We start from the raw sequence: 24521 nt of genomic DNA on the forward strand, positions 1-24521 counted from the left end.
CAGGAGGCCAGGAGTGGCAGGGGACGAGCGGGAAGTGGCGAGAAAGCCATACCTGGCCGGCGGGGCGGAGTTCGCTGCGCTCTACGGTGTGAAGCGGCTCCAGGTCAGTCAGTGGATCAGCCGTGACCACACGCTCGACTACCGGTACGCGAAGATCATCAGTGGGTCGCCCTACTGGTTGCTGAAATTCGTGAAGGACTTCGGACAGTCCACCCCGCGCGTGAAGCACCTCAACGAGGCGGAGCTCGACCGGTTGATCAAGGAGCAGGATCCCGGGTACTGGGTCGGGGAGGTCAGTCAGCTCCCGCCGCTGGTCGGGCAGGCCGAGCTGACGGCTCTTTTCCGGCTGTCCGACGCGGCGCTGCTGCGGAAAGCGGTCAGCACGGGCCGCTTCCGCCCCCCGGACTACACCCTCTCCGGATCGCCGATCTGGCTCCTTGAGCCGGTGGTGGAAGATGCACCCGCGCTTCAGGCCGGCGCCCGCGGTGTGGCCTGGGCGCTCGATGAAGAAGTCCTGGCCGCGCTGCGCGACGGCACGTACGACGGTCCCGGAGCCAGGATCGTGCCGCGCGGCAAGGCAGCCCGCAAAGCTTCCAACTAGCCAGCGCCGTACGTGACTTGTGCTTGATCCGCGCCACTACTGCATATAGAATAGAAGCGTACCCGTTCGGGTGCACCTCTATTCGCTTGGTGGTGAGATGGGATGCTCCAGGGGGCCGCCCGTTGGGTGGCCGGTGTGGCTGTCGATCGACAATTCTCTTCGGCAAAGATAGATTCCAACACTCCATGTGTCGAGGTTCTATCTGAGGGGGAGAGCCTTGCTGATCGACCAGCCGCCGTTGTTCGGCACCATCCAGCCCGTTCGCCACCCCGCCGATGCCGGCGGGCTGACCATCCAGCAGCGGTTCGAGGCGTTCCACGCCCTCAACCCCTGGGTGCTCAGGTCGCTGGCGCGGATGACCGCCGACTGCATCAAGCAGGGGTTCAGCCGCATCGGCATCGGGATGCTCTTCGAGCTCCTGCGCTACCAGTACGGCGCGGCGACCCGCGGCGACGAGTTCGCGCTGAACAACGACTACCGCTCCCGGTACGTCCGGCTGCTGCTGGCCGAACACCCGGAGTGGAGAGCACTTTTCGAGGTCCGCGCCTTGCGTACGGACTGACCACGACCTCTTGGAGCCAGATCGTGAACGCACCAGCGGGCGCCACCAAGGCGCCCGCCATCAAACTCAAGACCCGCAAGCCGACCGGCATCGTCCCCTGGCCGCTGCTCCTCATCGAAGGAGAGGAAGGCGCCGGCAAGACCTACTCGGCAGCCCAGTTCTCCAGCAGCGAGCGCATCGGCCAGATGTACTGGATCGACCTCGACGAAGGGTCGGCCGACGAGTACGCGGCCATCGAAGGCGCGAACTACCTGATCATCGAGCACGACGGAACCTACCGGGACATCCTCGAACAGGTCGAGGCCGTCCACGCCGAAGCCCGGCGTGCTGCGGCGGCCGGGGAACCTCCGGTTGTCCTCACCATCGACTCCGGTTCGGCCCTGTGGCGGATGCTGACCAACTGGACGTACGAGCGGGGCCGCCGAACGCGCAAGAACCGGGCGCTGCTTCAGGAGGACCCCGACGCCGCGTACGACATCGGCCGGAACCTATGGAACGACGCCTTGGAGCGGTGGAACAGGATCATCTATCTGTTGCGCACCCTCCCCGGCATCGCCATCGTCCTGGCCCGAGGCAAGCAGGTCAGCGCCACCGACGACAACGGCCAGCCGATCCCGAACCGGAACGAGTGGAAGGTCTCCGCCCAGAAGGATCTGGGCTTCGACTCCACCTGCTGGGTCCGGATGAAGCGCAACGCCGACCCGCAGGTCATCAAGGTCCGGTCCCTGCGGATGCGCGTCGAGCAGAAAAGGCCGCTCACGCTGAGGGACTTCAGCATCGAGGACCTGGTGTTCAACAAGCTCGGCTGCTCCGTCGAGTCCCAGCCCCGCATCATGCCCGCGCTCGCCGGCGACCTGGTGCAGCCGTGGCTGACGCGGATCGCGGAGCTGAAGGACAAGGACGCCCTCGGCGCGCTGTGGCGGTCCGTCCCGGACCCGGCCAACCGGCTCAGCCGTGAGGAGATCGCCACCGTCCGGGCCGCCGCCGAGCAGCGGGCTGCCGAACTGGACAATCCGCGCTCGGAGATGGGCGAGGGCCCTCTGACCGACGCCGACAAGCTCCGCGCCGCCGCCCAGCGGAAGGCCGCAGAGCAGGACGCGGACGCCGAGCAGTGACCGGCCCGCACGCACCTCTTGGAGTCCCCGCATGTCCGTAGCCACCATCGTTGATGGCGTCGCACCCTCCATCTGGAACGCCGCGCACGACGTTGACGCCCGCCGTCCCCGGTCGCTGCAGACCCAGCTCGGCGCATCCGACACCGTGTGCGGCCGACGCGCCGCCTACATCCTCCACGGCGTCACCCCGACCGACCAGGCCGACAAGCGCACCGCGATCCTCGGCACGTACATCCACGCCGGCCTGCTGGAGTCCGCGCGCACCGAGTACGGGTGGCTGGTCGAGCGCAGCGTCCAGGACGACTTGATCAGGGGCCACGTCGACGTCGTTCAGCTCGACGCGGCGACGGCCGCCTGCCTGCCTGCGCGGCACCGGCCCGTCATACCCGCCGACGCGCTCACCGTGGAGGACGTCAAGACGAAGTCCACGTACATGTGGGACCGCGTTCTGCGGTACGGAGCCACGGCTGCAGAGCTGCGGCAGGTGCACCTGTACGCGGGCGCGCTGTACGACGTCGGGTTCGAGGACGTTCCGGGCCAGCGGTACCTGGCCCGCTTGGGGCCGCTGGAGATCAAGCGTATTCGCTTCCGCTTCATCAACCGCGACAGCGGTGCCGAGCACATCCAGGAGATCGACTTCGATCCCCAGCGTGCGGCCGAGGCGCAGTGGTGGGTGGAGCGCGTACGGGATACCCGGGACCCCGAGGAGATGCCTCGCGACTTCAACGGGCCGGGACTCGACGCCATCTGCGACTACTGCCCGTTCCGGTCCGTGTGCTGGCCGGGGACCGCGCCCGGGGTGCCGGAGCAGACGGCGCTCATCCACCACGACGCCGACCGTGAGCAGGCGCTGATCGAGTACGTGAAGGGTCACGAGCTCGCCAGCGAGGGCGATCGGATCAAGAAGTTTGCACGCAAGAAGCTCGATCGCTCCCCGGCTGGCATCTACGGGCCCAACAGGCTCAGTTGGCGCGGCGGGAACGACGAGGAGGCGGACGATGTGGAGGCGATGGTCGACCTCCACGAGGTGGCAGGCATCCCCGTCCCGATGAAGCCGGACGCGGATCGCATGGTCAAGAACCTCAAGGCGGCGGGGCTCGCCATTCCCCGGCGGAAGACCGGCAGGACGACGCCTGCGGTCATCAGCGTTGCGCCGGCCTGATCCGGTCCCCTCCTGCTTCCTCAGCCCCGCCCGTGAACCGCGGGCGGGGCCTCCCATCCTGCTGCTGTGCCTGTACCGCCAAGGGGAACCGTGTCCATCCAACTCATGATCGCCGCGGCGTATCTGCCGCCCGACGTGCTCAGCCAGAGTCAGAAGCTCGCCCTCATGAAGATCGCCGACAGCGCCGACGACGAGACACGCATCGCGCGGCCCGGCCTGACGCGCCTTGCCGCCTGGGTCGGCGTGACCGACAAGCGGGCCATCACCCTGGTGACCGAGCTGATAGCCAAGGGGCTCGTTGAACGCGTAGAGACCGGCAAGGCCGGTCGTACCGCCGTCTACCGTGTGTTCCCGCTCGGCGTGCCGCCCACCCCGACGACGCCCGAACTCAAGGCGGCTGCTGAGGCCCGCAAGGAGGCCCCCAAGAACCCTCGCAAGGCCCGCAGCGGAGTGAAGCGCGCGGCGCCGGCGAGGCCCGCGATGACGTACCAGGACATCGAGGCCCGCGAGGCCGCACGCCAGCAGGAAGCCGACAACGCCCACGTCGAACCTGGGTTCCACGCGGGGAACCCAGGAGAGGAAGGGTTCCACGGGGGGAACCCGGAGGAGCCGGAGAGCAGGGTTCCGCCGGTGGAACCCGATGAGTTCCACGAGGGGAACCCACTGGGTTCCATCGGTGGAACCCCTTCCTTTCCTGGTTCTTCCTCTGACCTTCCTTTCCCCCCTACCCCCACGGCTGACGCCGTAGGGGAGCCCGCTCCCGCTGTGGCGGACAGACCTGGAGCGAGCGCGGCGGCGCCGGAGAGGGACTGTCCGCGGCACCGTGGGCGCCTTGCAGCCTCTTGTCGTGGGTGCGGCACCAATCCGCGCGCCGAACGGGCGAGGCAGGGCCAGGAGTCCAAAGCTGCGGAGCACGAGGCGAACGGGCGCTTCTGGGATGAGTGGCACGACGGTGCAGCCAGACGCCGACGGCGTGTCGAGGAGACCTTGGAGGTGGTTGAAGCTGCCCGCCGGGCTGCACGTGAGGCGGCGCGTGAGTCCAAGTCGCGCAGACAGAACCGCAGTTAGGTGGTGAAAAGAAAATACGCTGAAAATTTGGACATTCTCCAGTAGTGCATATAGAATAGAACCAGAAAGAGGGGGAACCTCCCTCTAACGGAAGGAGTGACGTGCCCTATTTGCCCGCCCTGCGCCGCGAACGCGAGGGTGTTCTCGTGCTCGATGGCAGCGTCGCCGCCCGCGAGCTGATCCGCCTCCTGGCGGACCTCTATCGCGAGGATCCCGAAGGGGTTGGAGACGTGCTGATCCAGATCGCAGAGCTCAAGGATCAGGCCGAGTGTGAACGCAACCTGGATGGGCTCGGTTACGTCGAGCACATGCGTGATGAGATCGTCCAGGAAGTGCTTGACGAGATCGGTGGCGCTGAAACCCACCTCGATCCCCGCGTCAATCATCACGCCCTCATGCAGGCGCGTAGCCTCGCTCATCAGGCCGGTCAGATCTGCGAGGCGGCCCGGCGCCGCGCCGAGGAGCTGGCGGTCCTGACTGCAGCGGCACGAGGGGTGCGGGAGGCGCGCCGGAAGCCCCCTCTCTGCTGACCATGTTCCGCGCGCAATTTAGATCCCAACTCTGTAGAGTTGGGTACCACTGGACCTCTTGGAGAAAACCCGTGAGCACTGACCTCGCGCAGACCGCCCCGTTCCCGACCCACAGCAACATCAACCACCCGCTGTGGCGGAAGCTGTGGCAGGCATACGAACCGCTCATCACCGCACTGCGGCGCATCCCGCTCTCCACCGACGTCGAGATCAGCGGCGGCATGTTCAGCATCACCGCGGAGCTCACCGACGGGTCGCACCTGTGGGTCTCCTCGGTCGAGGGACTGCCTTTCGACCCCACGGACGTCCAGGGCTACCAGGTGCGGCGCGCGCACCAGGACAACCCGACCATCGACGAGCTCGTCTACGACTCCACCGAGGACGGCGAGGACTCCCGGTACGGCAACAACGTCGTGCCCCTCATCCAGGCCGTCGCAGCCTTCGTCGCGGAGCGAGGTTTGGCCGTCCGACTCATCGACCTGCTCTCGGTGCAGATTCAGGGTGTCTCGGCGAAACACCGTCCCTTGTCGGAGCTGGTTCAGGGCCCCTTCGATGACCGCCACGTGGCCGTCAAGGAGTACGGCTACGCCACCCACGACCTGATGCAGCGTGGGTGGAGGTGCATCCACGAGCAGGGCGGGACCGTATGGCCCCTCACCGTGTGGGAGCGGGAAGGCGAAATCGCCACCGTCTTCCTCGCGCACGTCGGCCAGGTCACCGCCTGATGCCCGGCGCCGAACCGGCACGGCCGCATCCACCTCAGCCCGCCAAGCGCCCGTGCACTTGTCTGATCGCGCACCCGCACAACGACGAGGAGCGATCCCAGGCCCAGGCCGCACTGGACAACGCCCTCAAGACCAACGACGCCCAGGGCGTGCTGGTTGCCTGCCTGCAGCTCATGCAGCCCTGCCAGGCCAACGGCGAGGCGGCGAAGTGATGACCACGATGCACGCGCTCCTCGCGTTCGCCGTCGTCGTCGCGGTCGGCCTCACCGCGCTCGTCGTCGGCGAACTCCGCTGGGAGGCCCGCAACCGGCTCCCCCGGAGCACCACCTGCGGCCAACAGCACCACCGCCACGCCGCCCACCGCTGAACCCTGCCCGGCCCGGCACTGGCCGGGCCGGGCAGCCAACGACCTCTTGGAGAACCCCCGTGGGATACGACTTCTACATCCAGACCGCCGACGGCAAGCCCGCCGCGGGAGACGAGAACTACTTCCGCATCCCGTGGACGGCAATGCCCCGGACCCTCGACGCGATGGCCAACTTCAGGATGCTCGTTGAGCTTCCCGTTCCCTCCTTCCCGTCGCTGTCGGCGTACGGGCTGACTGACCGCGACTTCCAGCCCGACGCCCAGCGCGACCAGGCCACCTCGAACCGCATCGCCGAGTACCGAGCCGCCTACCAGGCGGTCAAGGACGCCTCGGAACCGCAGCCGGCCGGCATCCCCAGCTACAAGCTCACCTACAACGGCGGCTTCCTGGTCGCCCTCGCCGAGATCACGGCGGCCCTGTCCACGTACGAGGCGCACCCGCACGTGGACATCGCCGAGGTGCCGGTCGGCAACCCCACCTGGCGGCACTGGGTGGCCTTCCTGCGCCGGGCCAAAAAGCACGGCGGTCTCCGCGCGCACTGACCCCCAGCTCCCGCCCGGCCCCGCGAGACGGGGCCGGGCCCCGCGAACTTCTTGGAGAGCGACCACCACTATGGCCACCGTCATCGACCTGTTCTGCGGCGCTGGAGGGATCAGCACCGGCTTCGTGGAAGCCGGACACGAGTTGATCCTCGGGGTCAACCACTGGCAGCTCGCCCTGGACACCCATGCCGCGAACCATCCCCACGCCGACCATGCCTGCATCGACCTGTCGGGTTTCCCCATGCGTCACCTGCCCAAGGCAGAAGTGTTGTCGGCCGGCGTCATCTGCACGGAGATCAGCCCCGCTGGCGGGAAGCCCCGTGAGACCGACCAGATGAACCTGCTAGACCTGCTCGACGAAGGCGAGGACTGGCAGACATTGGCGAAGGAAGCCTTCGAACGGACCCGGGTCACCGCCTGGTGCGTGGTGCGCGCCGCCGAAGCCAAGCGGTTCAAGGCCATCGTCGTGGAGAACGTCGTCGAGTTCGGTCTCGACTGGATCTTGTTCCCGAAGTGGCTCGAAGCGATGGAGCTGCTCGGCTACCAGTACCAGACCGTGTCCGTCAGCAGCGCCCACATCGGTGACGACACCAACCTGCGCGCTCCGCAGTGGCGTGATCGGATGTACGTGGTCTTCACCCTCAAGACCATGCGGAAGCCGGACCTGGAGCCCAGGCCGCTGGCGTACTGCGTCGACTGCGGCGGTGACGTGCACGCCGTACAGTCGTGGCACGTCGCCGGCGTTCGCATCGGGAAGTACCGGCGCGACTACATCTACCGCTGCCCCAACAGTCGCTGCCGTCACGCGATGGTCGAGCCGTACGTCCGCCCGGCGAGCGACATCATCAACTGGGACGACCTCGGCACGCGGATCGGAGACCGCAAGAAGCCCCTGGCCGATACGACGATGGACCGCATCCGCGCCGGCCTCACCAAGTTCCCCTACCGTCCTAGCTCCATCACGCTCACGCACGGCAAAGACGGCGGAGACAGGGCGTACGCCGTCGAGGACCGGCCTCTGCCGACCCGCACCGCCAAGCAGGGCGACGCGCTTCTGGTACCGACCGGCGGCTCGTGGAACACGGATGCTGTTCCGGTCGACGTGCCGCTGCGCACCCGCACCACCCGCGAGAGCGAAGCCCTGCTGACGGTGGACCCGTTCATCGTCGAATTCCGCAACCACGCCACAGCCAGTCCCGCCAGCACCCCGCTCGCCGGGATCACCGCGAAGGGCAACCACCACGGCTTGGTCACTCACGCCGGCCGCGTGCCCGAGCGCGCCAGGAACACCCTCGTCATCCCTTACCGCAAGGCCGCAGTGAAGACGGCCGCCGAACCCATCCATACCCTGTCCACCCGTGACTCGGCGGCGCTCGTGCGCAGCGCGCCCGACATCAACGACTGCTACTTCCGGATGCTCAAACCCCGGGAACAGCTCGAAGGCCAGCGGTTCCCCAAGAAGTACGTCGTCTACGGCAACCAGGCCGAGCAGACCATGCAGGCGGGCAACGCCGTCTCCGTCAACGTCGCGCGGTGGATAGGCCAGCGATTGGAACCCGTCCTGTGACCGGAACCCGCGGTGCCCAGCCCGGCACCTACGTCACTGAGCACGCGCCCTGCTGGGGCGACCCCGACTTCGCCGTGGCCGACAACCGGTGGAAGAACGGCAAGGACTTGGTCGCCATCTGCGAACCCGTCCTGTACGTGTGCAGTGGCTGCCCCTACCGCGCCGCCTGCATCCGACAGGTCCGTCCCGCCAAGAGCGCCTTCGACGGCGTGTGCGGCGGGCGGGTTTGGCTCAACGGCGTGATCGTCAGCGCCCTCCCGGACGCCGACCCCAGCGAGCTGCCGCCGCCGGTCATCCGTAAGGCGTGCGGCACCGCCGCCGGCTCGCGCGCCCACCGACGCGCCGTCGAGCAGCAGTGCCCCGACTGCGAGCCCTTCTACACCCCCGCGGCCAACCCGCTCGGGGAGGCGGACGACGACACACAGCAGCTCGAACTTCCCTGCGTCGCCTGATTCACCGAAGGAGTTGAATACATGCTTCAAGACCGATCGATGCGTGATCTGCTCGGCCCCGTCGCGGCCGTGGCACTCATCGCCCAGGTCAACCCCGACCTGCCCGCGCCCAGCATCGAATTCGCCGCTATCTACAACGACGCCCTGGAACTCGGCATGGGTGTCCGCCTGCACCTGCACCAGCCCCATGCCGGGGTGTATGAGCGGTGGGCTCAGCTGATCGGCAGCAACAACCCGGACTCGCACACCGACTTCGTGCCGACGGCCCGCGGCAACGTGGTTCGCCGCACCTTCGGCAGCTACGCGGACATCCCCATCGAGGCCGTCGCCTACCTCCCGCCGGCAACGCCCCGAGCGGCCGAGCACAGGCCGCCGGCGGTGCGCGAACCCGCCGCCTGACCTCCAGCTCAACCAACATCCCATCTCGCAGAAAGTACGACATGAATAAGCAGCTCCTCATCGAGGACGTCGCCACCAAGCTCGGATCTCGCGCCGTCGCCGCAGAGGCGGTGGAAGCTGTCTTCGACTCCATCGTCCGCGCGGTCACCGACGGCAAGAGGGTCACCGTGACCGGGTTCGGCTCGATCGCCCCGGTGCAGCGCCCGGCCCGCTTCGCCCGCAACCCGCAGACCGGCGGCCGGGTGAGAGTGCCGGCGACTCGATTTGTCCGCTTCCGGCCCGGTGCCTCGTTCAAGGCCCTGGTCGACGGCACCAAGCCCCTCCCGGAACACGGCAGCGCCATCAAGAAGGCCCCCAAGACGCCCCGCGCCTGACATGCCCGCCGCGCCGCCCCGGCAACCACCGGGGCGGCCCTGACCCCGGAGCGCACAGTGATCACTCACGTCGTGCAGTTCAGCGGCGGCATCGGCTCCTTCGCAGCCGCCGTCCGTGTCGCCGAGAAGCACGGAACCGCCAACCTCACCCTCCTCATAGCCGACACCGGCATCGAAGACCCGGACCTGTGGAGGTTCGCCGACGACACCAGCCGCCTGCTGGGGGTGCCGCTGACCAAGGTTGCCGACGGACGTACGCCCTGGCAGGTCTTCCGCGACAAGCGGTTCCTCGGCAACGACCGACTTGCCCCTTGCACACGGACGTTGAAGCAGGTCCCCTGCCGCGCCTGGATGCAGGCACACACGAATCCCGCCGACACGCTGGTGTATATCGGCATCGAGCCCACGGCCCGGGACCGGGCCCGCATTCCCGCCATCGCCCGTGCCTGGAAGCCGTGGCACACCCGGTTCCCCCTGTGCTCGAAGTGGGAGCCCCCGCGGACCAAGGCGGAACTGCTCCAAGAAGCACGAGCACTCGGCGTTCCCCCGCCCCGCCTGTACGAGCTGGGCTTCTCCCACAACAACTGCGGCGGCACCTGCGTGCGAGCCGGCATGCGGCAGTGGAAGCACCTCCTGGACGTCATGCCCGACCGGTACGCCTACGCCGAAGCGCAGGAAGAGGACCTGCGCCGACTGCTGGGTCCCGTCACGATCCTGCGCCAGCGACACAAGGGCGTCAGCCGCCCGCTGCCCCTGGCCGAACTCCGGCGCCAGCACCAGGCGGCGCCCATGCTGCCCGTCGCATGAGACACGGGCTCCTCCACCACGACCAAGCAACGAACGAAGAGGTGTGCTGATGCACGACGAGATAGCCGACGCCATCTGGGAAGCGGTCTACCAGTGGGTCAAAGGCCGCCGGGAGGAGTCCGCGCAGATCCTCACCGCCCTTACCAAGACCCAGACCCCGAGCATGATGTACGGAGTCGCCTGCGGCATCGCCACGGTCGCCAAGGCCGCAGTGCTCAAGGTGCACGGCCACCACCACCGCGCCTGCTTTTGGGGCATCGGCGCCGTCGACGGCTCGCGGCCGGAGAGCACCATCCCGCCGACCGCCCTGTTCGCCGCCCGGTTCATCGCCGCGAACCTCAACGGGGACAGCGACATGGCCCTGGCTCTCTACCAGGCTGCCTACACCGCCAAGGACAAGATGCTGTGGCCCGCGTGCATGCACGCGCTCCTCGCGGCGACCGGCGAGGCCGTTTTCCTGGCCACCGCGGGGGCCGAGCGGTGACCGATCCCGCCAGCTACTCAGCCGAGGGTCTGCGCCACGACGTCGCCGACCCGGCAACGTGGACCGTCCGGGTCTGCCAGGACCGCTGCACCACGTGCATCTTCCGGCCCGGAAACCTCATGAACCTGGCGCCGGGCCGGGTGGCAAACATGGTCAACAGGGCCGTAGCCGACGAAGGCCACATCGTCTGCCACAAGACGCTCGGCACCACAGCCCCGGCCATCTGTGAAGGGTTCGCCAAGCACCCGAGAGGACGAGCGGCCTCACTGGCGCTCCGGCTCGCGCGAGCCGGCGTGCTGAGGATCGTCCTCGTGCAGCCGGACGAGGAGAGCAGAGCGTGACCGGCCTGCTTGCTGCCCTCGTGCTTCTCCTCTGGCTCTTCGGGACCGTCTTCCTGGCCGGCTTCTTCTCCTCGCTGCTGGCCAACGAACCGATGCTGCGCCTCGCCGCCCAACTGCGGCCCGCCGCGGTCGCCCTGTACCTCGCTGTCGCCGCCGTCTTCTTGCCCGCGTTCGTTGCCGTACGGGCCGTCGAGGCGCTCGTGAAACGGGAACGTCCATGAATCACATACAGGCTGGCCGCATCTTCACGGCCTGCCATTCGCAGGACCCCACTCGCATTCGCATTGTGCGGTGCGAGGACGGTGACAGGTATGTTCTGGTCGCCGACGCTGACACCGGCGCCCACCGACGCCTGATCCTCGCCGACAAGTTGCATCCTGCCGGTATCACCAGCTCCGGACAGAGACGCAAGAGCGGATATGCGCCCGAGGACGCGCCGACGGCGACACCGCAGCTCGCCCAGGTCCCAGCAGAGGCGAAAGATTGGTTCGAGGGGATGCCAGGACGCCGGTTCCGGGTGGCCCTGCCCCCGCGGCTGCTGCTCCTCAACTCCAACCAGCGTCTTCATCACCATAAGCGCGCTGACTTGACCAAAGTCCTGCGGCGGGCGGCCTGGGCAGCCTGCCGAGGGGTCCCGCACCTGGAGAGGGCGCACATCATCGGGGTGCTGCACCCGGAAGACCGGCAGAGACGAGACCCGGCCAACTGGTACCCGAGCTTCAAGGCGTGCGTCGATGGGCTGGTAGACCAAGGCGTCCTGGACGATGACGACCACACGCGCGTCATCGGCCCGGACATGCGGCTGGGGCACGTCGTCAGTGGATCGCGTCTCGTGCTCCACGTCCGTGAACTCACGGCTGTCGAGGTAGCCGGTGATCTGCGGAAATAGGCAAGCACCCAACCAAGAAAATCCACACGGAAACTTGCAAACCCCCCTGATGCATATAGAATAGAACCAGTCAGAGCAAGGGGGGAGCCCCGCCGAACTCCGCCCGGCGACCAGGTGCTTCGCGCCACGGTCGCCGGGCGGGCCTACATCAAGGAGTCAGCCCTGTGACACCGATCGACCCATGCCCCCTCGCGGACCGCCAGGTCTGCCGGGCGGCGCGCGACCTCGCCCGCGCCGTACTGCGGCGCCTGTGCGTGAATACCGGCAGGATCGAGCCGGGCGTCAAGACGCTCGTCGCCACCCGAACCGACACCCCTGGCGAGTACACCCTGTGGCGCCTGCACGGCAACGACGGCCGCCTCCTGCTCCGCTTCGACCTCGCCCGGGGCCCGGGGGCCGCCTGGAGTAAGGTCGCGGCCGACGCCTCCCTCCTCGCCAGGCTCGCCGACCTGCGCTCCCACCCGCCCGGCTACTTCTACGTCCATCCGCTGAAGGATCCGCGCGATATCGCCGTTCCCCTGCCCGCCAACCCCCGCGGCCTGCCCCCTCGTACGGTCGGCCCCCTCTGGTGACGGGCTCGACCCCCGCGTCGGCCGCGGACCTCCCGCAGGACTGACCCCGCCGCGTCAGATGCACCCCCATACCCCGAATGCACATAGAAAAGATCCAGGGGGGGGTGTGTCGCCCATTCCAACCGGAGACCCACCGTGCCCACCAGACCCTCAACGCCGGTCATCAACACCCCGGCCCACCACATCGGCGCCATGGCCCTGGTCATCCTCACCCGCGCCCCCGGCGACGCCATGCTCCGCGCCGCCGCAGAGCTTGTGGACAACGCCGCAACCGCCTCGTGGGCCCTCCGCCCCGACGGCCTTCTGCCGCTCACCCAGCCGCAGTACCGGCAACTCCTCGACTACGCCGCGGCCCCTCACGTCCTCGACCTCGCCCTGTACCTGGGCGGCGACAGAAAGCACATCCGCGCCCTGATGGACCAGATCGCCCGCGAGATTGCCGAACTCCTCATCCACTACGGCCCACCCGCCCACAGCTGAAACGTCCCGCCACCCCACCCACCGAACCAGGAGAACCAGGCGTGAACGCCAACCCCATCGACATCCTCTGTGCCAGCCTCGTCACCACGCTCGGCGTCACACCCGCCGCCGCTGAAGCCGCGCTGCACGCCACCCTCCAGCACTTCCACACCGAATCGCACAGCCCCACCGTCGCCCGAACCGGACTGGCGCCGGCCGACTACCTGCAGACCGCCATCCAAACGCCCCGCTTCGCGGCCTTCCTCGCGGCCACCGCCCTGAAGGCCGACGGTCGGAAAGCCGACGCCCGCCTGCACTGGGAAGCCTTCGTGCAGCGCGAGATCGATGCTGCCAACCGCGCCCACCAGGCCGTCCCGCCCACCGCCACCCTCGGCAACCCGGACGCCATTCACCGCATCGGCCGCCGCCTGGGCCTCAGCGACGACCGCACCGACCAGCTCATACCGGAAATCGTGCTGACGCTCGCCGCCGGCTACCCCCACCGCGTCGGCAGCCACTGGCCCCTGTCCCTCACCGACATCCTCACGGGAGTCACCGCCCCGGAACTGACCGAAATGCTGTCGCACGCCGCCAAGTTGGCGGACGGACGTACCGAGGAAGCCGACACCGAGCTGCGCCGCATGCTGCGCAAGTTCCGCTGACCACTGCCGTGGCGGCCCGATCCGGCCGGGCCGCCACCGGCCACCGCCCCCATCCTCCAGGAGACGCTGCATGAGCCAGCTCGATCTGTTCGCTGACCTCAACGCCGCCCACGAAGCACCGGCGCCACCCACGCCCGCGCCGCCGCGCCGGGACCTCGCCGACCTCCCACCGGCACCCGCCCCCGTCACGATCTCGCCGCACCCCCGCCCGACACCCGCCCCGACCAAGCCGAAAGCGGCCCACTACCGGCCTGCGCAGGCAAACCCGCACCAGGCCGCCTTCGAAATCGCCGAGGCCGTCAGCTACGCCTGGCACCACGCCCAGGGCGGCTCCGGTATCGAGGTCCCGATAGGCGTGGTGGCCACCCTCGCCCTGTGGCCACTTCGCGGACCGGACGCCTACCTTGCCGCCGACTGGTGGCTCAGCCTGGACGACACCCAACTCCTCACCGCGTTCCGCGAATGCTGGGCGCGCTGGTGGATCATGCGCCCCGACCTCATCGACCGAGCCACGCCACTGCACAAGTGGCTGGACGACGAGGACCCCCCATCGAGTCGCGCCGGTGCAGTCAGAGCCGTCCTTACCGCCGCCCTGACCAGGGGACTGCTGCACCTGACCAGCAGCGACGATCCCTACGTGAACTCCGCCACCGACGTGATGGGCCCGCTGCTGACCGTCATGCGCGCGGCAGGCGCACACGACTCGCTCGCGGAGGTCTACACGCCGCCGAGCGTCGCTGAGGTAATGGCCAGCGTGGTGCTCGACGGCAAGTCGCTCGAACCCGGCATGAAACTCCACGATCCCGCCAGCGGAACGGGCACCATGTATCGCGCCATTGCTCAATTACTGCGAGAACGGGGCCTCAATCCGCATGACTTCGGGTGGTCCCTCAACGATGTCGACGAACTCGCGGCGGCCGGTGCTGCTGTCAACGCGATTCTTTGGGATCTCGGCCCTCATGTGCTGATCGCCTGCGGCGACACTCTCGCAGAAGGTGATCTGATCGAGAGGGCTGCGCGGGAAGCTCGGGAGTCGCTGGAACGCCGAGACAGGCTCCACGAGCAGGCCATGTTCCTGGCGGCCATCCGGAAGGTCGAGGCGCTGGTGCGCGGTGCAGCGGCCTGACCAGGGGAAATGCCTCAAAGATTTTCGCAGGTGATCTTGAGCCTCTCCAGAGTGCATATAGAATAGAGCCAACGGAAAGGGGTTCGAGATGACCTATAAGCGAGGCGACCGCATCGCACTCGTCCACACCACCGACCCGCACACCCACCTCACCGAAGGAGACCAAGGCGCCGTCAAGCGGTACGACGCCGGCCTCGCCCAGCTCTACGTCAACTGGGACAACGGCTCCACCCTCTCGATGCTCCTGGGCGACGGCGACGAGGTGCGTCCCGCATAACCATGCCGGGGGCCCACCCGCCGGACGGGCCCCCGCGCCACCAGCAGACCTCTTGGAGAAACCGAACATGCTCATCACCGACACCGCCGTCCGAGAAACGGCAGCCACTCTCACCCAGAACCTCGGCCCCGGCTGGACGCTCGACCCCGAAGCACCCGCCGACGGTGCCGCCCACCTCATCCACGGCGACGGGCGCGCCATCAGCTTCCGTCCCATCTTCGGCGGAGCGACCGTCCAGCTCTGGATCACCGGCAACGCCGCCCCCGACCTCCCCGACAACGCCACCCCGGCCGAACAGGCCGCCCACGAAGCACAGCTCCTGGCCCGCCTCCCCGAAGGGCACCGCTACAACAAAGCCACGACCCTCATCACCGACGACGACGAAGAACCCGCCACCATCATCCTCAACACCCTCCAAGAACACCTCCTGCCCGCCTTCCAGTACAAGCCGAACTACGTCGGCCACCAGCCCTGGAAGGACTTCTTCGACAACGCCCTCGCCACGGTCACCACCGAAACCGACACCCCGCAGACCGCAACCGCCACCAACAGCACCGAGGCGGAGCCGCATGCCGAAGCTCAGCCGGAGCCGGACACCCCCGAGCCGGCCACGGAACCCCAGCCGGACACCAACCAGCCCGAACCCGAGCCGAGCACGCCCGAGCCCCAGCCGGAAGCGATAGAGCGTGAGCCCCAGTCAGACCCAACCGAGGCGGAAGCCGCCCCGGAGCCCGAGCTGACTGAGCCGGAACCCGAACCTCAGCCGGAGACCACAGAACCGGGCGCCGCCGCAGACCCCGCGCCCACGCCGAAGGAAGACGGCACCCCGGAAGCGACCCCTACCAAGAAGGCCAGCGGCCGCAGCGGAACCGCCGCCACCCGACGCCCCCGTAAGCGCACGCCCAAGCGGCGCTCGGACACCAGTACCAGCTGAACCCCCCACCGACCCGCCCACGGGGCGCGGCCCGGCCGCGCCCCCACTCGGAGCGACATGACGAACACCACCGGCGCTATCGCCCGCCAGCGCCACTACACCACCCTCCGCGGTGCCAGCAGAGAAGTCCTAAGGCAAACCTGGTCCATCGGTTGGGACGACCCCGGATACACGACCCAGTTCGGCACCCCACCTAACCCGGCTCCCCGCCACACCGCGACCTCCCTCACCAAAGTCCTCGGCGATGCTCAATGGCTCTACCGCGGCGCCTGTCTCGCCTGCGCCTGGGAAGGGCCGGACCAGCCGAAGCGAGACCACGCCATTGAAGACGCCCATGACCACACCCACCCCGGGTGGCGCACCCTTCCGATCTTCGACCGTCCCCCCGGCGCCAAGGGGCACAAGACCTGGCTGCTCCATGTGACGGAGAGGTACCCCGCGGGGCGGTTCGACGCCGGCGGACCGTTGCGGCTCTATGCCGAGCCGTACGCCCGTCGTCACAAGGCCGGCGCGGCACCTGGAGGGGGATTCGCCCTCTACGCGGAACGCCCCCACAAGGCCACGCCTCCTGAGACGCGTCAGCTCACCCTGGAATGAATGAGTCAGGACCGATAAGCTCTACATGACGTCTGGCCTGCGAGAACGGCCACAGAGGCTCCGCCCTGGCACCGGGGGCGGAGCCTCTGTGCGTTGGAACGGAAATCCGCTGCAGCCGGGTTCGAGACCCGGCTGCGACCAGCCACGATCTGTGGGGACCTTGGCCGGGTCTGTCCAAACGCGGTTGTGATGGGACGCGGTTGGGACACAAGGATAGGAAGAGACCGACAAGGTCCGGGGTGCGCTCACATGGCGCACCCCTTCTGACCAGGCAAAACGGCAAAGAGGGCCGTTGATCGGCAAGGGCCACCAAGATCCTCGGAGGACTCATAATCCGTCGGCCGTGGGTTCGAGTCCCACCCGCCCCACCACGGCCCTCCGGCGCAGAAACGATCTGACCGGACGGCACACGGCATTGCAGGGGCCCCCAGGGAATTCCGTGGGGGCCTCTGCGCATGGGCCGGGACGGGGCGTGGGGCCGGCGGCCGGGCCCCCGGCCCGGGGGCGGAGGCCGGCCGGGGCACCCGGGGCCGGCGGCTAGATGACCGGGGGCCGGCCCAGTCGTGTCATCCGCCACACCGTCCGCCAGCGCATCGGCTTCCGCCGGCCGCACGGGGTCCGCACGCCCTCGGCGAAGCCGGCGCCCCAGGCCCGCAGGCCCGCCGCCGAGCGGCTGCGGACGGCGGTCAGCGCCGCCCAGACGCCGAGGTACACCGGGACCAGCACGGCCGGCAGGTGGCGCTTGGCCAGCCAGACGCGGTTCCGGGCGACCATGCGGTGGTAGACCGCGTGCCGGGTCGGCGAGGTGTACGGATGCTGGAGCACGATCTCGGGGGCGTAGCGGATGCGCCAGCCGTCGTCCAGCGCCCGCCAGGCCAGGTCGGTCTCCTCGTGGGCGTAGAAGAACTCGTCGGGCCAGCCGCCGACGCGGTCCAGCATCGGCACCGACAGCGCGTGCCCGCCGCCCAGGAACGTGGTGACCAGTCCGCCCTGCTGCGGGTCCCCGACCCGCAGGCGGGGGACGTGGCGGCGCTGGGTGCGGCCCAGTTCGTCGGCGATCCGGAAGCTGACGATCCCCAACTTCGGGTCCTGCTCGTAGAGTTCCGCGAGCCGGCTGAAGACGTCGTTGCTGATCAGCAGTCCGTCGTCGTCGAGGTCGACCACCACGTCGAGGTCGCCGAGCTTGCGCAGCTCGTCCAGGGCGACGTTCCGGCCACCGGAGACCCCGAGGTTCTCGCTCAGCGCCACACCGGTGACGCCGTCGGGCAGCGGGGGCAGCGGCGAGCCGTTGCCGACGACCACGATGTGGGTCGCGGGGAGATCCTGCTTCGCCACCGAATCCAGCAGTTCCTGGAGCTCGGCGGGGCGGTTCCCCATGGTCAAGATGGCGACGCCTACGCGCAGCTGACGCACAGATGAACACTCCGTTCTTGGCGGTCTCCCCAGCGATGCTAGCCGCCGCCGGGGGGCGCCGCGTGCCACGGCGCAGGCGCCACTGCAAGCGCTCCTCCCGGAGGCGCGGAGGGGGCCGCGGAGCCCTCAGGGCCGGGGAGGCGATTATTCGCATCGCGGGATGGGGATTTCGTTAAATGGAATGGCGGGAGGGGCTGGAGGGAGAGGTGGGGGAGTTGACGGAGGTGCCGGACGTGCCGGAGTTGCCGGGAGGGGAGGTGCGGGTGGGTGTCGAGGGGCTGCTCGGGCCGATCGATGCGTCCATGGCGCGGTTCGTGCGCACGGTCGGGCAGTTGACCGACGGTCAGGTGCGGTCCCCCTCCCTGGTGCCGCCCTGGACGCGCGGACACGTCATCACCCACGTGGCGCGCGCCGCCGACAGCCTGTGCCGGCTCCTGGAGGGGGCGCGTACGGGCGAGGAGATCCCGCAGTACGCGAACATGGCGGCCCGGGACGCGGAGATCGAGGCGGGCGCGGGGCGGCCGGTCGCCGCCCTGCTGGACGACGTGGCGGCCAGCGCCGCCCGCCTGGACACCGCTGTCCGGACCCTCCCCGAGGCCGCCTGGCAGCGCCGCGTACGGCTGCGGACCGGGGAACTCCGGACGCCGGACAGCCTGCTCGCCACCAGACTCCGCGAACTGGAGGTGCACCACGCCGACCTGGCCGCCGGTTACACCTTCGCCGACATCCCGGAACGCCTCGCCCGCTGGATCATCGAGGACATCGCCGCAGCGGTGTCCCGCAGGGCGGACGCCCCGTCCCTGCGGATCGAGGCCACGGAGGGGTCGGGGCTCGTGGTGGAGGTGGGCCCGTCGCCCGGGAGCGGCGGGGGCGGGGGCGGTGCGGCTGAGGACGGTTCGGTCGAGGGTGGTTCGGGGGAGGGGGGCTCGGTCGGGGGGTCGGTGGCCGGCGGGCTGGTGTCCGGTGGGTCGGTGGTCGGCGGGTCGGTGGTCGGGGGAGGCCGGGTTGTGGTCCGGGGCGGGCCGGCGGACCTGCTGGGGTGGCTCACCGGGCGGTCCAAGGACGGGGCGGGGCTGACGTCGCCCGGGGGCGGTGCGGTACCGGTGGCGCCTTACTGGATTTGAGGGGGTGGGGCCGGGGGGCGACGGTGGGCGGGGCGGCTGCCGGGGGCTTCCGGTTGGGCGTGATCTCCGCCACGGGGCGGGGTGCGGTGGGCTGCGGGATGTCTAGGTCGCCGCGGGCTGGGCAGGGGAGCCGGGCGGCCCGGTGGGCGGAATACCGTACGGGGTGACGCTGTTACACCGTGCGGGCGCCGGGTGGGACGTACGCCGACACCAGGGGCGCTTCGGCCCGCCTACCGTCGTCGGACACCGCACGCACCACCGGAGACCGCACACCGCACACATCAGAAGAACGAACCGAGTCGGCCGACCGGCCGTCGATCCGTCCCGCGCTCGTTCGGAGCCGGGGCGGGCGAGATCTCTGAAGCGGGTCCGTCGCCGAAAGCGGCCGCCCGCCGCGGCGGTCCGACGGCCGGCGCGTCAACCGCCCGAAGCCCCGACCCCCGGAAGCAGGAGCGCGCATGAGCACCGTAGAGCTCACCAAGGACAACTTCGACGAGATCGTCTCCGCCCACGATTTCGTGCTGATCGATTTCTGGGCCGAGTGGTGCGGACCGTGCAAGCGGTTCGGGCCGGTCTTCGAGCGCTCGTCGGAGAAGCACGACGACCTGCTGTTCGCCAAGATCGACACGGAGCGGCAGCCGGAGCTCGCGGCCGCCTTCGATATCCGCTCGATCCCGACCCTGATGATCGTCCGGGACAACATCGCGGTGTTCGCCGAGCCGGGCGCACTGCCGGAGGCCACCCTGGAGGACGTGATCGGCCAGGCCCGCGCCCTCGACATGGACGAGGTCCGCGCGTCGGTCGCCGAGGCCCAGGCGCAGGAGGGCCAGGCCGGCACGGGAGAGCGGACGCAGGGCGAGTGAGCGAGCGCAGCGCGGCGAACGCGGAGGCCGGGGAGGGTGCGGGGGCGGGGGTGCGAAGAGCGTGGGGTGCGGAGAGTGCGCGCTCCGCGTTGCGCCCGCGCGGCGTACCGGGTGGCCGGGGCGTATCCGGGGTCCGGGGCGTACCCGGTGATCGGGGCGTCCCAAATGCCCGGGGCGCGCGGGGTTTCCGGGGCCTGTGGGGCGGGTGCGCGGCATGAGTGAGCTGCTGCTGATCCGGCATGGTGAGACCGAGTGGAGCCGCGACGGCCGGCACACCAGCTGGACCGACCTCCCCCTCACCGCCAACGGTGAGGACCAGGCCCGCGCGCTGCGCCCGCTGCTGTCGGCACGGAAGATCGCCCAGGTCTACGCCAGTCCGATGGCCCGCGCCCTGCGCACCGCCGAACTCGCCGGGCTGCCCTCCCCGCAGATCGTCGACGACCTGCGGGAATGGGACTACGGCGGGGACGAGGGCATCACCACCGCCGAGATCCACCGCACCCGACCCGGCTGGTACCTCTTCGACGACGGTGTGGCACCGGGACCGGCCGACCACCCGGGCGAGTCCCCGGAGGAGGTCGGGGCGCGCGCCGACCGGGTGCTGGCCCTGATCGCGCCGCATCTGGAGGCGGATGAGGGCGATGTGGCGCTGGTGGCACACGCACACTTCCTGCGCGTCCTGACCGCTCGCCGCCTCGGCCTGCCGGCCACCGCGGGCGGCCTGTTCACCTTCGGCACCGGCGCGGTCGGCGTCCTCGGCACCGAACACGACCGCCCGGCGGTGGTGGCCTGGAACGCGCGGAGTCTGTAGGCCGCGGAGGAGCTGGTAGGGGCCGGGCCGGAGGGGGACGGTCGGGGCCGGGTAGGCGAGGGCGGGCCGGGCTGCCGCCCCTGGTCCACCGTTTCCAGGCCCTTGACCGTACGCGGCCCGCTGACCGTCCACGCGGCCTGATGGCCGGCTGTGCGACCTGTCGACCGTCTGCGCGAACTGTCGACCGTCCGTGCGGCCTGTTCCGTTCTCCCTCGACGCGAACTGCTGGCCGGCTACGGCGCCATCGGGTCCAGGTGCAGCGGTTGTACCTTGCCCTCGATCATGGCGCCCAGCCCCTGCACCGCGCAGGTGCCGGGCTGGTCCGCGATGTGCACCGGCATGGAAGTGGCCTCGTGGATCATCGGCTCCAGGCCCGGGATCAGCGCGCTGCCGCCGGCCAGCATGATCCCGCGTTCCCCGAGGTCGGCCACCAGATCCGGCGGGCAGCGTCGCAGCACCGCCCCGATCCCGTCGAGGATCGCCGTCAGCGGGGTGATGATCGCGCGCCGCACCCGCTCGGTGTCCACATGCACGGAACGCGCGAGTCCGCTGATCACGTCCCGCCCGTGCACCTCCGTCGAACCCGGCGTCAGCTCACCGTCCCCGGACAGCATCAGATGCAGCGGCCGCACCGACTGGTTGGGCAGCATCAGCTCGTGGTGCAGCCGGAGGTGCTGGATGACCGCGTGGTCGATGGCGTTGCCGCCCACCGGAACGGTCTCGGCGGCCACGATCGAGCCCAGTGAGAGCACCGCCACCTGTGTGGTGCCCGCACCACACACCACGATCATGGTCGCTTCCGGCTGCTCCACCGGGAGCCCGCAGCCGACGGCCGCGGCGACCAGTGTGTCCACCAGCTCGACGCGGCGGGCACCCAGCCCGGTCAGGGTCTCCACGGCCGCCCGCTGCGCCAGCGGCTCACTGCCGTACGGGAGGCAGACCGCGGCCCGCATGGTGGGCCTGCGCCGCCAGGTCTTGCGCAACTTGTCGCCGACCAGGTGGCGCAGCAGGCGCTGGGCCATGTCGATGTCCACGACCGTCCCGTTGGACACCGGCCGGACCACGCGGATGTAGTCGGGGGTGCGGCCGTCCATCACCTCGGCCTGCGCGCCGACGGCCAGCATCGAGCCGGTGCGGGTGTTGATCGCGGCGACCGTCGGTTCGTCGACGACCAGGCCCTGGTTCTTGACATACACCCTGGTCCGGGCCGCGCCGAGGTCGACGGCGGCCGAGCAGCGCCGCAGTTGGGCGAGGCTGATGGTCATGGCGGATTCCTCCCCGATGGGCCGGTGTGAACGTCCCCGGTGGACCGGTACTGGGCACGAGCGCCCGCACGTGAGCGCTCGTGCGCCATCCTCCGAGCCGCCGCCCTTTCCCGCCCGCCGAGCGCGTCCACTCGGGGGAGGGGAGCGGGGGAGGAGGCCGAAAAGGGGGGAGGGGCTGGGGTGGCGTGGGCCGGAGGGCAGGCACTGCCTGAGGCGGGGCCGAGGCCCAGGCCGGGGGTGAGGCGCGGCGCGCGGGGCCGAGCTGGGGAGCGCGGGCGCTGCCGACCTGACCCGTGGGTGAGGGGGGCTCGGGGGGTGTTAACCACGGATGGTGAGGGTGGTAATGGTGGTGGCGGTGAGGTGATCGGCGCACGCCTGTAGGCGAACTGATCGGCTGTCAACTGTGATCGGCCGGCGCGCGTGCGGCAGTTGACTGCGCGTCAGGATGGTGTGACTGTGGCCGGTGTCGCCGCCCGCCGCCCCCTTTCCTCTTCACCCCCTGCCGGCTGCATCCACGAGAACGGTCAGCACGTGTTCACCGGTTTGGGAGGCAGATGGGTGAGGGCGCGAAGCGAACTCTTCACGAGATTCGATAGCACTGCCCGAGGCGCATCTCAGGCCCGGCAGGCAGGTCTGGGAGGATCTCGCGGTGACCAGAACCGATGACGCCGCCCGCCGAACGCTTGTCCGCCGTGGCTTCGCTCTGGAGTACACCACCCTCAGCTGGAATGTGATCGGCATCGTGGTGCTCGCCGTCGCCGCGATCTCGGCGCGGTCCGTGGCACTGGCCGGGTTCGGCCTGGACTCCTTGATCGAGATCGGCGCCTCCACTGTAGTGATCTGGGAGCTGTCCGGTACCGGCGTGGAGCGCCAGCGCCGTGCGCTGAAGCTGATCGGTGTCGGCTTCGGACTGCTGGCGGCGTACCTGCTGGTGCAGTCCACGTGGGTGCTGGTCAGCGGCTTCCGGCCCCACCACTCGCCGTTGGGCATCGGCTGGACTGCGGTGACGGCCGCAGTGATGTTCGCGCTCGCCGCCGGCAAGGCACGCACCGGCAACGCGCTGGACAATCCGGTGCTGAAGACCGAGGGTCGGGTCACCCTGATCGACGGCCTGCTGGCCACGGCCGTGCTGCTCGGCCTCCTGCTGAATTCTCTGGCCGGCCTGTGGTGGGCCGACCCGGCCGCTGGGTACGTGCTGGTCTACTACGCGCTGCGCGAAGTCAGGGAGATCTTCCTCGGCGAGCACTGACGGCTGGGACCACACCGGTGCTGTCGCCTCTCGTGAACATCGAACATGGCGCGGCTGAGCGCCTCCCGAAGTGCTGAGCAAGTGACGTCACGACTCGTGACCAAAGCCCCCTGCCGATATCGAGGCCCTGCGCCCGCTACTCCACTCGCCGTTGGTAGAGCCCCCAGGTGAACTCCGCGATGACGGGCTCGCGCTCCCCGGTCGGCCCGGGGGCCGTGCAGGAGAGGCGCCAGCGGGTGGGCGCGCTGCCCTCCATCGGGCGGGCCGGGGCGAAGGCGCGCGCCACCTCGTCCACCGTGCAGGACCACGGGGTCAGGTCGGCGGTCGTACGGAGTTCCGGGCCGGACGCACCGGGCGCGCGTACCAGCCAGGCGTTCCAGACGCCGCCCCCGGGCGCGCTGAGGACCTCGAACCGCAGGTCCGGCCAGAGCGGTACCGGCCAGCTCAACGCCTCGCAGGTCAGGTCGCCGATCCGGCGGGTGGCGGCGGCCTCGGGCGCGCCCAGCAGCGCCCGGTAGGGCTGGACGCCGGCGCGCGCCCGCGGGCTGTGCATCCGGGCCTGCCAGCGGCGATTGGCCTCCCGCAGCTGCGCGCGGGTCACGCCGAGTTGGCGGAGGGCGTCCTCGACGAGGCCCGGCTGGTGGTCGGCCATCCGGCGCAGCAGGACGAGCTGGAACGCGAGGGGCCCGGGCAGGTCGGCGGACGCGCCGGAACCGCCGGGGGAGTCGTGGTCACGGGTGGGGTTCATGCTGGACATGGTGGTGGATGGTGGGAGGAGGGGAGGTTGCGGTCGGGGTGGCGAAGCCACTCGGCCGGGAGCCGGGAGTTAGTAGTCGGGGACCGGGAGCCGGCGGCTGGCGGCTGGCGGCCGGGAGTCGACGGCCGGTGTGGTGTGGTGGGGGCCGGCTGCGATCGCCATGGGCGGGCCGTCCCCGGGTGCGGCCGTGGGTGACTGCGTGGAGGTGTGGAGGTGCGGCCTGCAACGTCCGGACGACGAGGGGGCTTTCGCATGCGCCGCCGTGGCGCCGTGGCGTTGCCTTGTGTCGCTGGGGTGTGCGTTGGGGCGCCTTGCTTCGTGGGGCGTGCGTCGTCGGGGCAGCCTTCATCCGGCCCAGCCTCTGCCCGGCTGTACCTTCGTCTGTCACAGCCTCTGCCCGGTTGTGCCTGCGTCGGACCAGCCTTCG

The 24521-nt window shown here is 69.8% G+C and carries 32 protein-coding genes and 1 pseudogene; 30 read left to right on the forward strand and 3 right to left on the reverse strand.

All coding sequences use genetic code 11. From position 1 onward, the window contains the following. Positions 1–13 precede the first annotated feature (13 nt). From MUU72_RS29820 to MUU72_RS29945, 26 genes and pseudogenes are all read left to right on the forward strand, one after another. Positions 14–601 carry a hypothetical protein gene (locus tag MUU72_RS29820; RefSeq protein ID WP_248016536.1) on the forward strand — a complete coding sequence of 196 codons (588 nt, stop codon included), beginning with the start codon at positions 14–16 and terminating at the stop codon, positions 599–601. Between the two features lie 217 nt (positions 602–818). Beyond that, positions 819–1163, forward strand: a complete 345-nt coding sequence (locus tag MUU72_RS29825) for a hypothetical protein (protein ID WP_248016537.1) — start codon at positions 819–821, stop codon at positions 1161–1163. A gap of 23 nt (positions 1164–1186) precedes the next feature. Continuing rightward, complete coding sequence (locus MUU72_RS29830; protein ID WP_248016538.1) at positions 1187–2278, forward strand: AAA family ATPase; 1092 nt, start codon at positions 1187–1189, stop codon at positions 2276–2278. A gap of 31 nt (positions 2279–2309) precedes the next feature. Then, entirely contained in the window at positions 2310–3440 is a 1131-nt protein-coding gene (locus MUU72_RS29835; RefSeq protein ID WP_248016539.1) for a PD-(D/E)XK nuclease family protein, read from the forward strand. 90 nt (positions 3441–3530) lie between these two features. Then, positions 3531–4508: a helix-turn-helix domain-containing protein gene (locus MUU72_RS29840; RefSeq protein WP_248016540.1), complete on the forward strand. Its 978-nt coding sequence runs from the start codon at positions 3531–3533 to the stop codon at positions 4506–4508. 101 nt (positions 4509–4609) lie between these two features. Continuing rightward, positions 4610–5038 (forward strand): hypothetical protein, encoded by a 429-nt coding sequence (locus MUU72_RS29845; protein WP_248016541.1) that lies wholly within the window; start codon positions 4610–4612, stop codon positions 5036–5038. A gap of 71 nt (positions 5039–5109) precedes the next feature. Further along, positions 5110–5763, forward strand: a complete 654-nt coding sequence (locus MUU72_RS29850; RefSeq protein WP_248016542.1) for a hypothetical protein — start codon at positions 5110–5112, stop codon at positions 5761–5763. After that, positions 5763–5975 (forward strand): hypothetical protein, encoded by a 213-nt coding sequence (locus MUU72_RS29855; protein ID WP_248016543.1) that lies wholly within the window; start codon positions 5763–5765, stop codon positions 5973–5975. Before MUU72_RS29850 ends, MUU72_RS29855 begins: the two co-directional genes overlap by 1 nt. Beyond that, positions 5975–6130: a hypothetical protein gene (locus tag MUU72_RS29860; RefSeq protein WP_248016544.1), complete on the forward strand. Its 156-nt coding sequence runs from the start codon at positions 5975–5977 to the stop codon at positions 6128–6130. Before MUU72_RS29855 ends, MUU72_RS29860 begins: the two co-directional genes overlap by 1 nt. Positions 6131–6189: 59 nt before the next feature. After that, entirely contained in the window at positions 6190–6672 is a 483-nt protein-coding gene (locus MUU72_RS29865) for a hypothetical protein (protein WP_248016545.1), read from the forward strand. A gap of 70 nt (positions 6673–6742) precedes the next feature. Then, on the forward strand, positions 6743–8239 hold the full coding sequence (locus MUU72_RS29870; RefSeq protein ID WP_248016546.1) for a DNA cytosine methyltransferase: 1497 nt from the start codon (positions 6743–6745) through the stop codon (positions 8237–8239). Continuing rightward, on the forward strand, positions 8236–8691 hold the full coding sequence (locus MUU72_RS29875) for a hypothetical protein (protein WP_248016547.1): 456 nt from the start codon (positions 8236–8238) through the stop codon (positions 8689–8691). Before MUU72_RS29870 ends, MUU72_RS29875 begins: the two co-directional genes overlap by 4 nt. A 21-nt stretch (positions 8692–8712) precedes the next feature. Further along, positions 8713–9090: a hypothetical protein gene (locus MUU72_RS29880; protein ID WP_248016548.1), complete on the forward strand. Its 378-nt coding sequence runs from the start codon at positions 8713–8715 to the stop codon at positions 9088–9090. Between the two features lie 41 nt (positions 9091–9131). Further along, a pseudogene (locus tag MUU72_RS29885) lies at positions 9132–9449 on the forward strand (HU family DNA-binding protein); the annotation flags it as partial. Between the two features lie 72 nt (positions 9450–9521). After that, positions 9522–10271, forward strand: a complete 750-nt coding sequence (locus tag MUU72_RS29890) for a hypothetical protein (RefSeq protein ID WP_248016549.1) — start codon at positions 9522–9524, stop codon at positions 10269–10271. A 49-nt stretch (positions 10272–10320) separates the two neighbouring features. Beyond that, on the forward strand, positions 10321–10755 hold the full coding sequence (locus MUU72_RS29895) for a hypothetical protein (protein WP_248016550.1): 435 nt from the start codon (positions 10321–10323) through the stop codon (positions 10753–10755). Further along, positions 10752–11096 (forward strand): hypothetical protein, encoded by a 345-nt coding sequence (locus MUU72_RS29900; RefSeq protein WP_248016551.1) that lies wholly within the window; start codon positions 10752–10754, stop codon positions 11094–11096. The genes MUU72_RS29895 and MUU72_RS29900 overlap by 4 nt, the downstream gene beginning before the upstream one ends. Beyond that, positions 11093–11317 carry a hypothetical protein gene (locus MUU72_RS29905; RefSeq protein WP_248016552.1) on the forward strand — a complete coding sequence of 75 codons (225 nt, stop codon included), beginning with the start codon at positions 11093–11095 and terminating at the stop codon, positions 11315–11317. Before MUU72_RS29900 ends, MUU72_RS29905 begins: the two co-directional genes overlap by 4 nt. Then, the gene (locus MUU72_RS29910; protein WP_248016553.1) at positions 11314–11985 is read left to right on the forward strand and encodes a hypothetical protein; all 672 of its coding nucleotides are present in this window, start codon (positions 11314–11316) and stop codon (positions 11983–11985) included. Before MUU72_RS29905 ends, MUU72_RS29910 begins: the two co-directional genes overlap by 4 nt. A gap of 164 nt (positions 11986–12149) precedes the next feature. Further along, the gene (locus tag MUU72_RS29915; protein WP_248016554.1) at positions 12150–12557 is read left to right on the forward strand and encodes a hypothetical protein; all 408 of its coding nucleotides are present in this window, start codon (positions 12150–12152) and stop codon (positions 12555–12557) included. 135 nt (positions 12558–12692) lie between these two features. After that, complete coding sequence (locus MUU72_RS29920) at positions 12693–13037, forward strand: hypothetical protein (RefSeq protein ID WP_248016555.1); 345 nt, start codon at positions 12693–12695, stop codon at positions 13035–13037. Between the two features lie 41 nt (positions 13038–13078). Next, entirely contained in the window at positions 13079–13678 is a 600-nt protein-coding gene (locus MUU72_RS29925; protein ID WP_248016556.1) for a hypothetical protein, read from the forward strand. A gap of 70 nt (positions 13679–13748) precedes the next feature. Further along, positions 13749–14804 (forward strand): N-6 DNA methylase, encoded by a 1056-nt coding sequence (locus tag MUU72_RS29930; RefSeq protein WP_248016557.1) that lies wholly within the window; start codon positions 13749–13751, stop codon positions 14802–14804. Positions 14805–14892: 88 nt separating this feature from the next. Beyond that, the gene (locus MUU72_RS29935) at positions 14893–15081 is read left to right on the forward strand and encodes a DUF4314 domain-containing protein (protein ID WP_248016558.1); all 189 of its coding nucleotides are present in this window, start codon (positions 14893–14895) and stop codon (positions 15079–15081) included. Between the two features lie 67 nt (positions 15082–15148). Then, the gene (locus MUU72_RS29940) at positions 15149–16015 is read left to right on the forward strand and encodes a hypothetical protein (protein WP_248016559.1); all 867 of its coding nucleotides are present in this window, start codon (positions 15149–15151) and stop codon (positions 16013–16015) included. Between the two features lie 57 nt (positions 16016–16072). Further along, positions 16073–16612, forward strand: coding sequence for a DUF6349 family protein (locus MUU72_RS29945; RefSeq protein ID WP_248016560.1), 540 nt, complete (start codon positions 16073–16075; stop codon positions 16610–16612). Positions 16613–17149: 537 nt separating this feature from the next. Here the strand turns inward: MUU72_RS29945 and MUU72_RS29950 are convergent. Further along, positions 17150–18025 carry a glycosyltransferase family 2 protein gene (locus tag MUU72_RS29950; protein ID WP_248016561.1) on the reverse strand — a complete coding sequence of 292 codons (876 nt, stop codon included), beginning with the start codon at positions 18023–18025 and terminating at the stop codon, positions 17150–17152. A 176-nt stretch (positions 18026–18201) separates the two neighbouring features. On the opposite strand from MUU72_RS29950, the gene MUU72_RS29955 reads away from it, so the two are divergent. The 3 genes from MUU72_RS29955 (at position 18202) to MUU72_RS29965 (ending at position 20823) form a co-directional block, all read left to right on the forward strand. After that, on the forward strand, positions 18202–19149 hold the full coding sequence (locus MUU72_RS29955; protein WP_282504893.1) for a maleylpyruvate isomerase family mycothiol-dependent enzyme: 948 nt from the start codon (positions 18202–18204) through the stop codon (positions 19147–19149). Positions 19150–19607: 458 nt separating this feature from the next. After that, a complete protein-coding gene (gene trxA / locus MUU72_RS29960) occupies positions 19608–20012 on the forward strand; it encodes a thioredoxin (protein WP_248016562.1) in 405 nt (134 codons plus the stop codon). Between the two features lie 214 nt (positions 20013–20226). Continuing rightward, the gene (locus MUU72_RS29965; RefSeq protein WP_248016563.1) at positions 20227–20823 is read left to right on the forward strand and encodes a histidine phosphatase family protein; all 597 of its coding nucleotides are present in this window, start codon (positions 20227–20229) and stop codon (positions 20821–20823) included. A 233-nt stretch (positions 20824–21056) separates the two neighbouring features. Here MUU72_RS29965 and MUU72_RS29970 read toward each other — a convergent pair whose 3' ends face one another. After that, on the reverse strand, positions 21057–22088 hold the full coding sequence (locus MUU72_RS29970; protein ID WP_248016564.1) for a rod shape-determining protein: 1032 nt from the start codon (positions 22086–22088) through the stop codon (positions 21057–21059). 649 nt (positions 22089–22737) lie between these two features. Here MUU72_RS29970 and MUU72_RS29975 point away from each other — a divergent pair. Continuing rightward, positions 22738–23337, forward strand: a complete 600-nt coding sequence (locus tag MUU72_RS29975) for a cation efflux transmembrane domain-containing protein (RefSeq protein ID WP_248016565.1) — start codon at positions 22738–22740, stop codon at positions 23335–23337. Positions 23338–23473: 136 nt separating this feature from the next. On the opposite strand, the gene MUU72_RS29980 is transcribed toward MUU72_RS29975, so the two are convergent. After that, positions 23474–24085 (reverse strand): hypothetical protein, encoded by a 612-nt coding sequence (locus tag MUU72_RS29980; protein WP_248016566.1) that lies wholly within the window; start codon positions 24083–24085, stop codon positions 23474–23476. Positions 24086–24521 lie beyond the last annotated feature (436 nt).

This window comes from Streptomyces rhizoryzae (assembly GCF_023155275.1).
Classification (GTDB): Bacteria; Actinomycetota; Actinomycetes; order Streptomycetales; family Streptomycetaceae; genus Streptomyces; species Streptomyces rhizoryzae.

Coding starts and splice junctions, on each gene's coding strand:
- MUU72_RS29835 (WP_248016539.1), top strand. CDS start 2,310: ATGTCCGTAGCCACCATCGTTGATGGCGTCGCACCCTCCATCTGGAAC.
- MUU72_RS29855 (WP_248016543.1), top strand. CDS start 5,763: ATGCCCGGCGCCGAACCGGCACGGCCGCATCCACCTCAGCCCGCCAAG.
- MUU72_RS29860 (WP_248016544.1), top strand. CDS start 5,975: ATGACCACGATGCACGCGCTCCTCGCGTTCGCCGTCGTCGTCGCGGTC.
- MUU72_RS29870 (WP_248016546.1), top strand. CDS start 6,743: ATGGCCACCGTCATCGACCTGTTCTGCGGCGCTGGAGGGATCAGCACC.
- MUU72_RS29880 (WP_248016548.1), top strand. CDS start 8,713: ATGCTTCAAGACCGATCGATGCGTGATCTGCTCGGCCCCGTCGCGGCC.
- MUU72_RS29895 (WP_248016550.1), top strand. CDS start 10,321: ATGCACGACGAGATAGCCGACGCCATCTGGGAAGCGGTCTACCAGTGG.
- MUU72_RS29910 (WP_248016553.1), top strand. CDS start 11,314: ATGAATCACATACAGGCTGGCCGCATCTTCACGGCCTGCCATTCGCAG.
- MUU72_RS29930 (WP_248016557.1), top strand. CDS start 13,749: ATGAGCCAGCTCGATCTGTTCGCTGACCTCAACGCCGCCCACGAAGCA.
- MUU72_RS29935 (WP_248016558.1), top strand. CDS start 14,893: ATGACCTATAAGCGAGGCGACCGCATCGCACTCGTCCACACCACCGAC.
- MUU72_RS29940 (WP_248016559.1), top strand. CDS start 15,149: ATGCTCATCACCGACACCGCCGTCCGAGAAACGGCAGCCACTCTCACC.
- MUU72_RS29945 (WP_248016560.1), top strand. CDS start 16,073: ATGACGAACACCACCGGCGCTATCGCCCGCCAGCGCCACTACACCACC.
- MUU72_RS29955 (WP_282504893.1), top strand. CDS start 18,202: ATGGAATGGCGGGAGGGGCTGGAGGGAGAGGTGGGGGAGTTGACGGAG.
- trxA (WP_248016562.1), top strand. CDS start 19,608: ATGAGCACCGTAGAGCTCACCAAGGACAACTTCGACGAGATCGTCTCC.
- MUU72_RS29965 (WP_248016563.1), top strand. CDS start 20,227: ATGAGTGAGCTGCTGCTGATCCGGCATGGTGAGACCGAGTGGAGCCGC.
- MUU72_RS29970 (WP_248016564.1), bottom strand. CDS start 22,088: ATGACCATCAGCCTCGCCCAACTGCGGCGCTGCTCGGCCGCCGTCGAC.
- MUU72_RS29980 (WP_248016566.1), bottom strand. CDS start 24,085: ATGAACCCCACCCGTGACCACGACTCCCCCGGCGGTTCCGGCGCGTCC.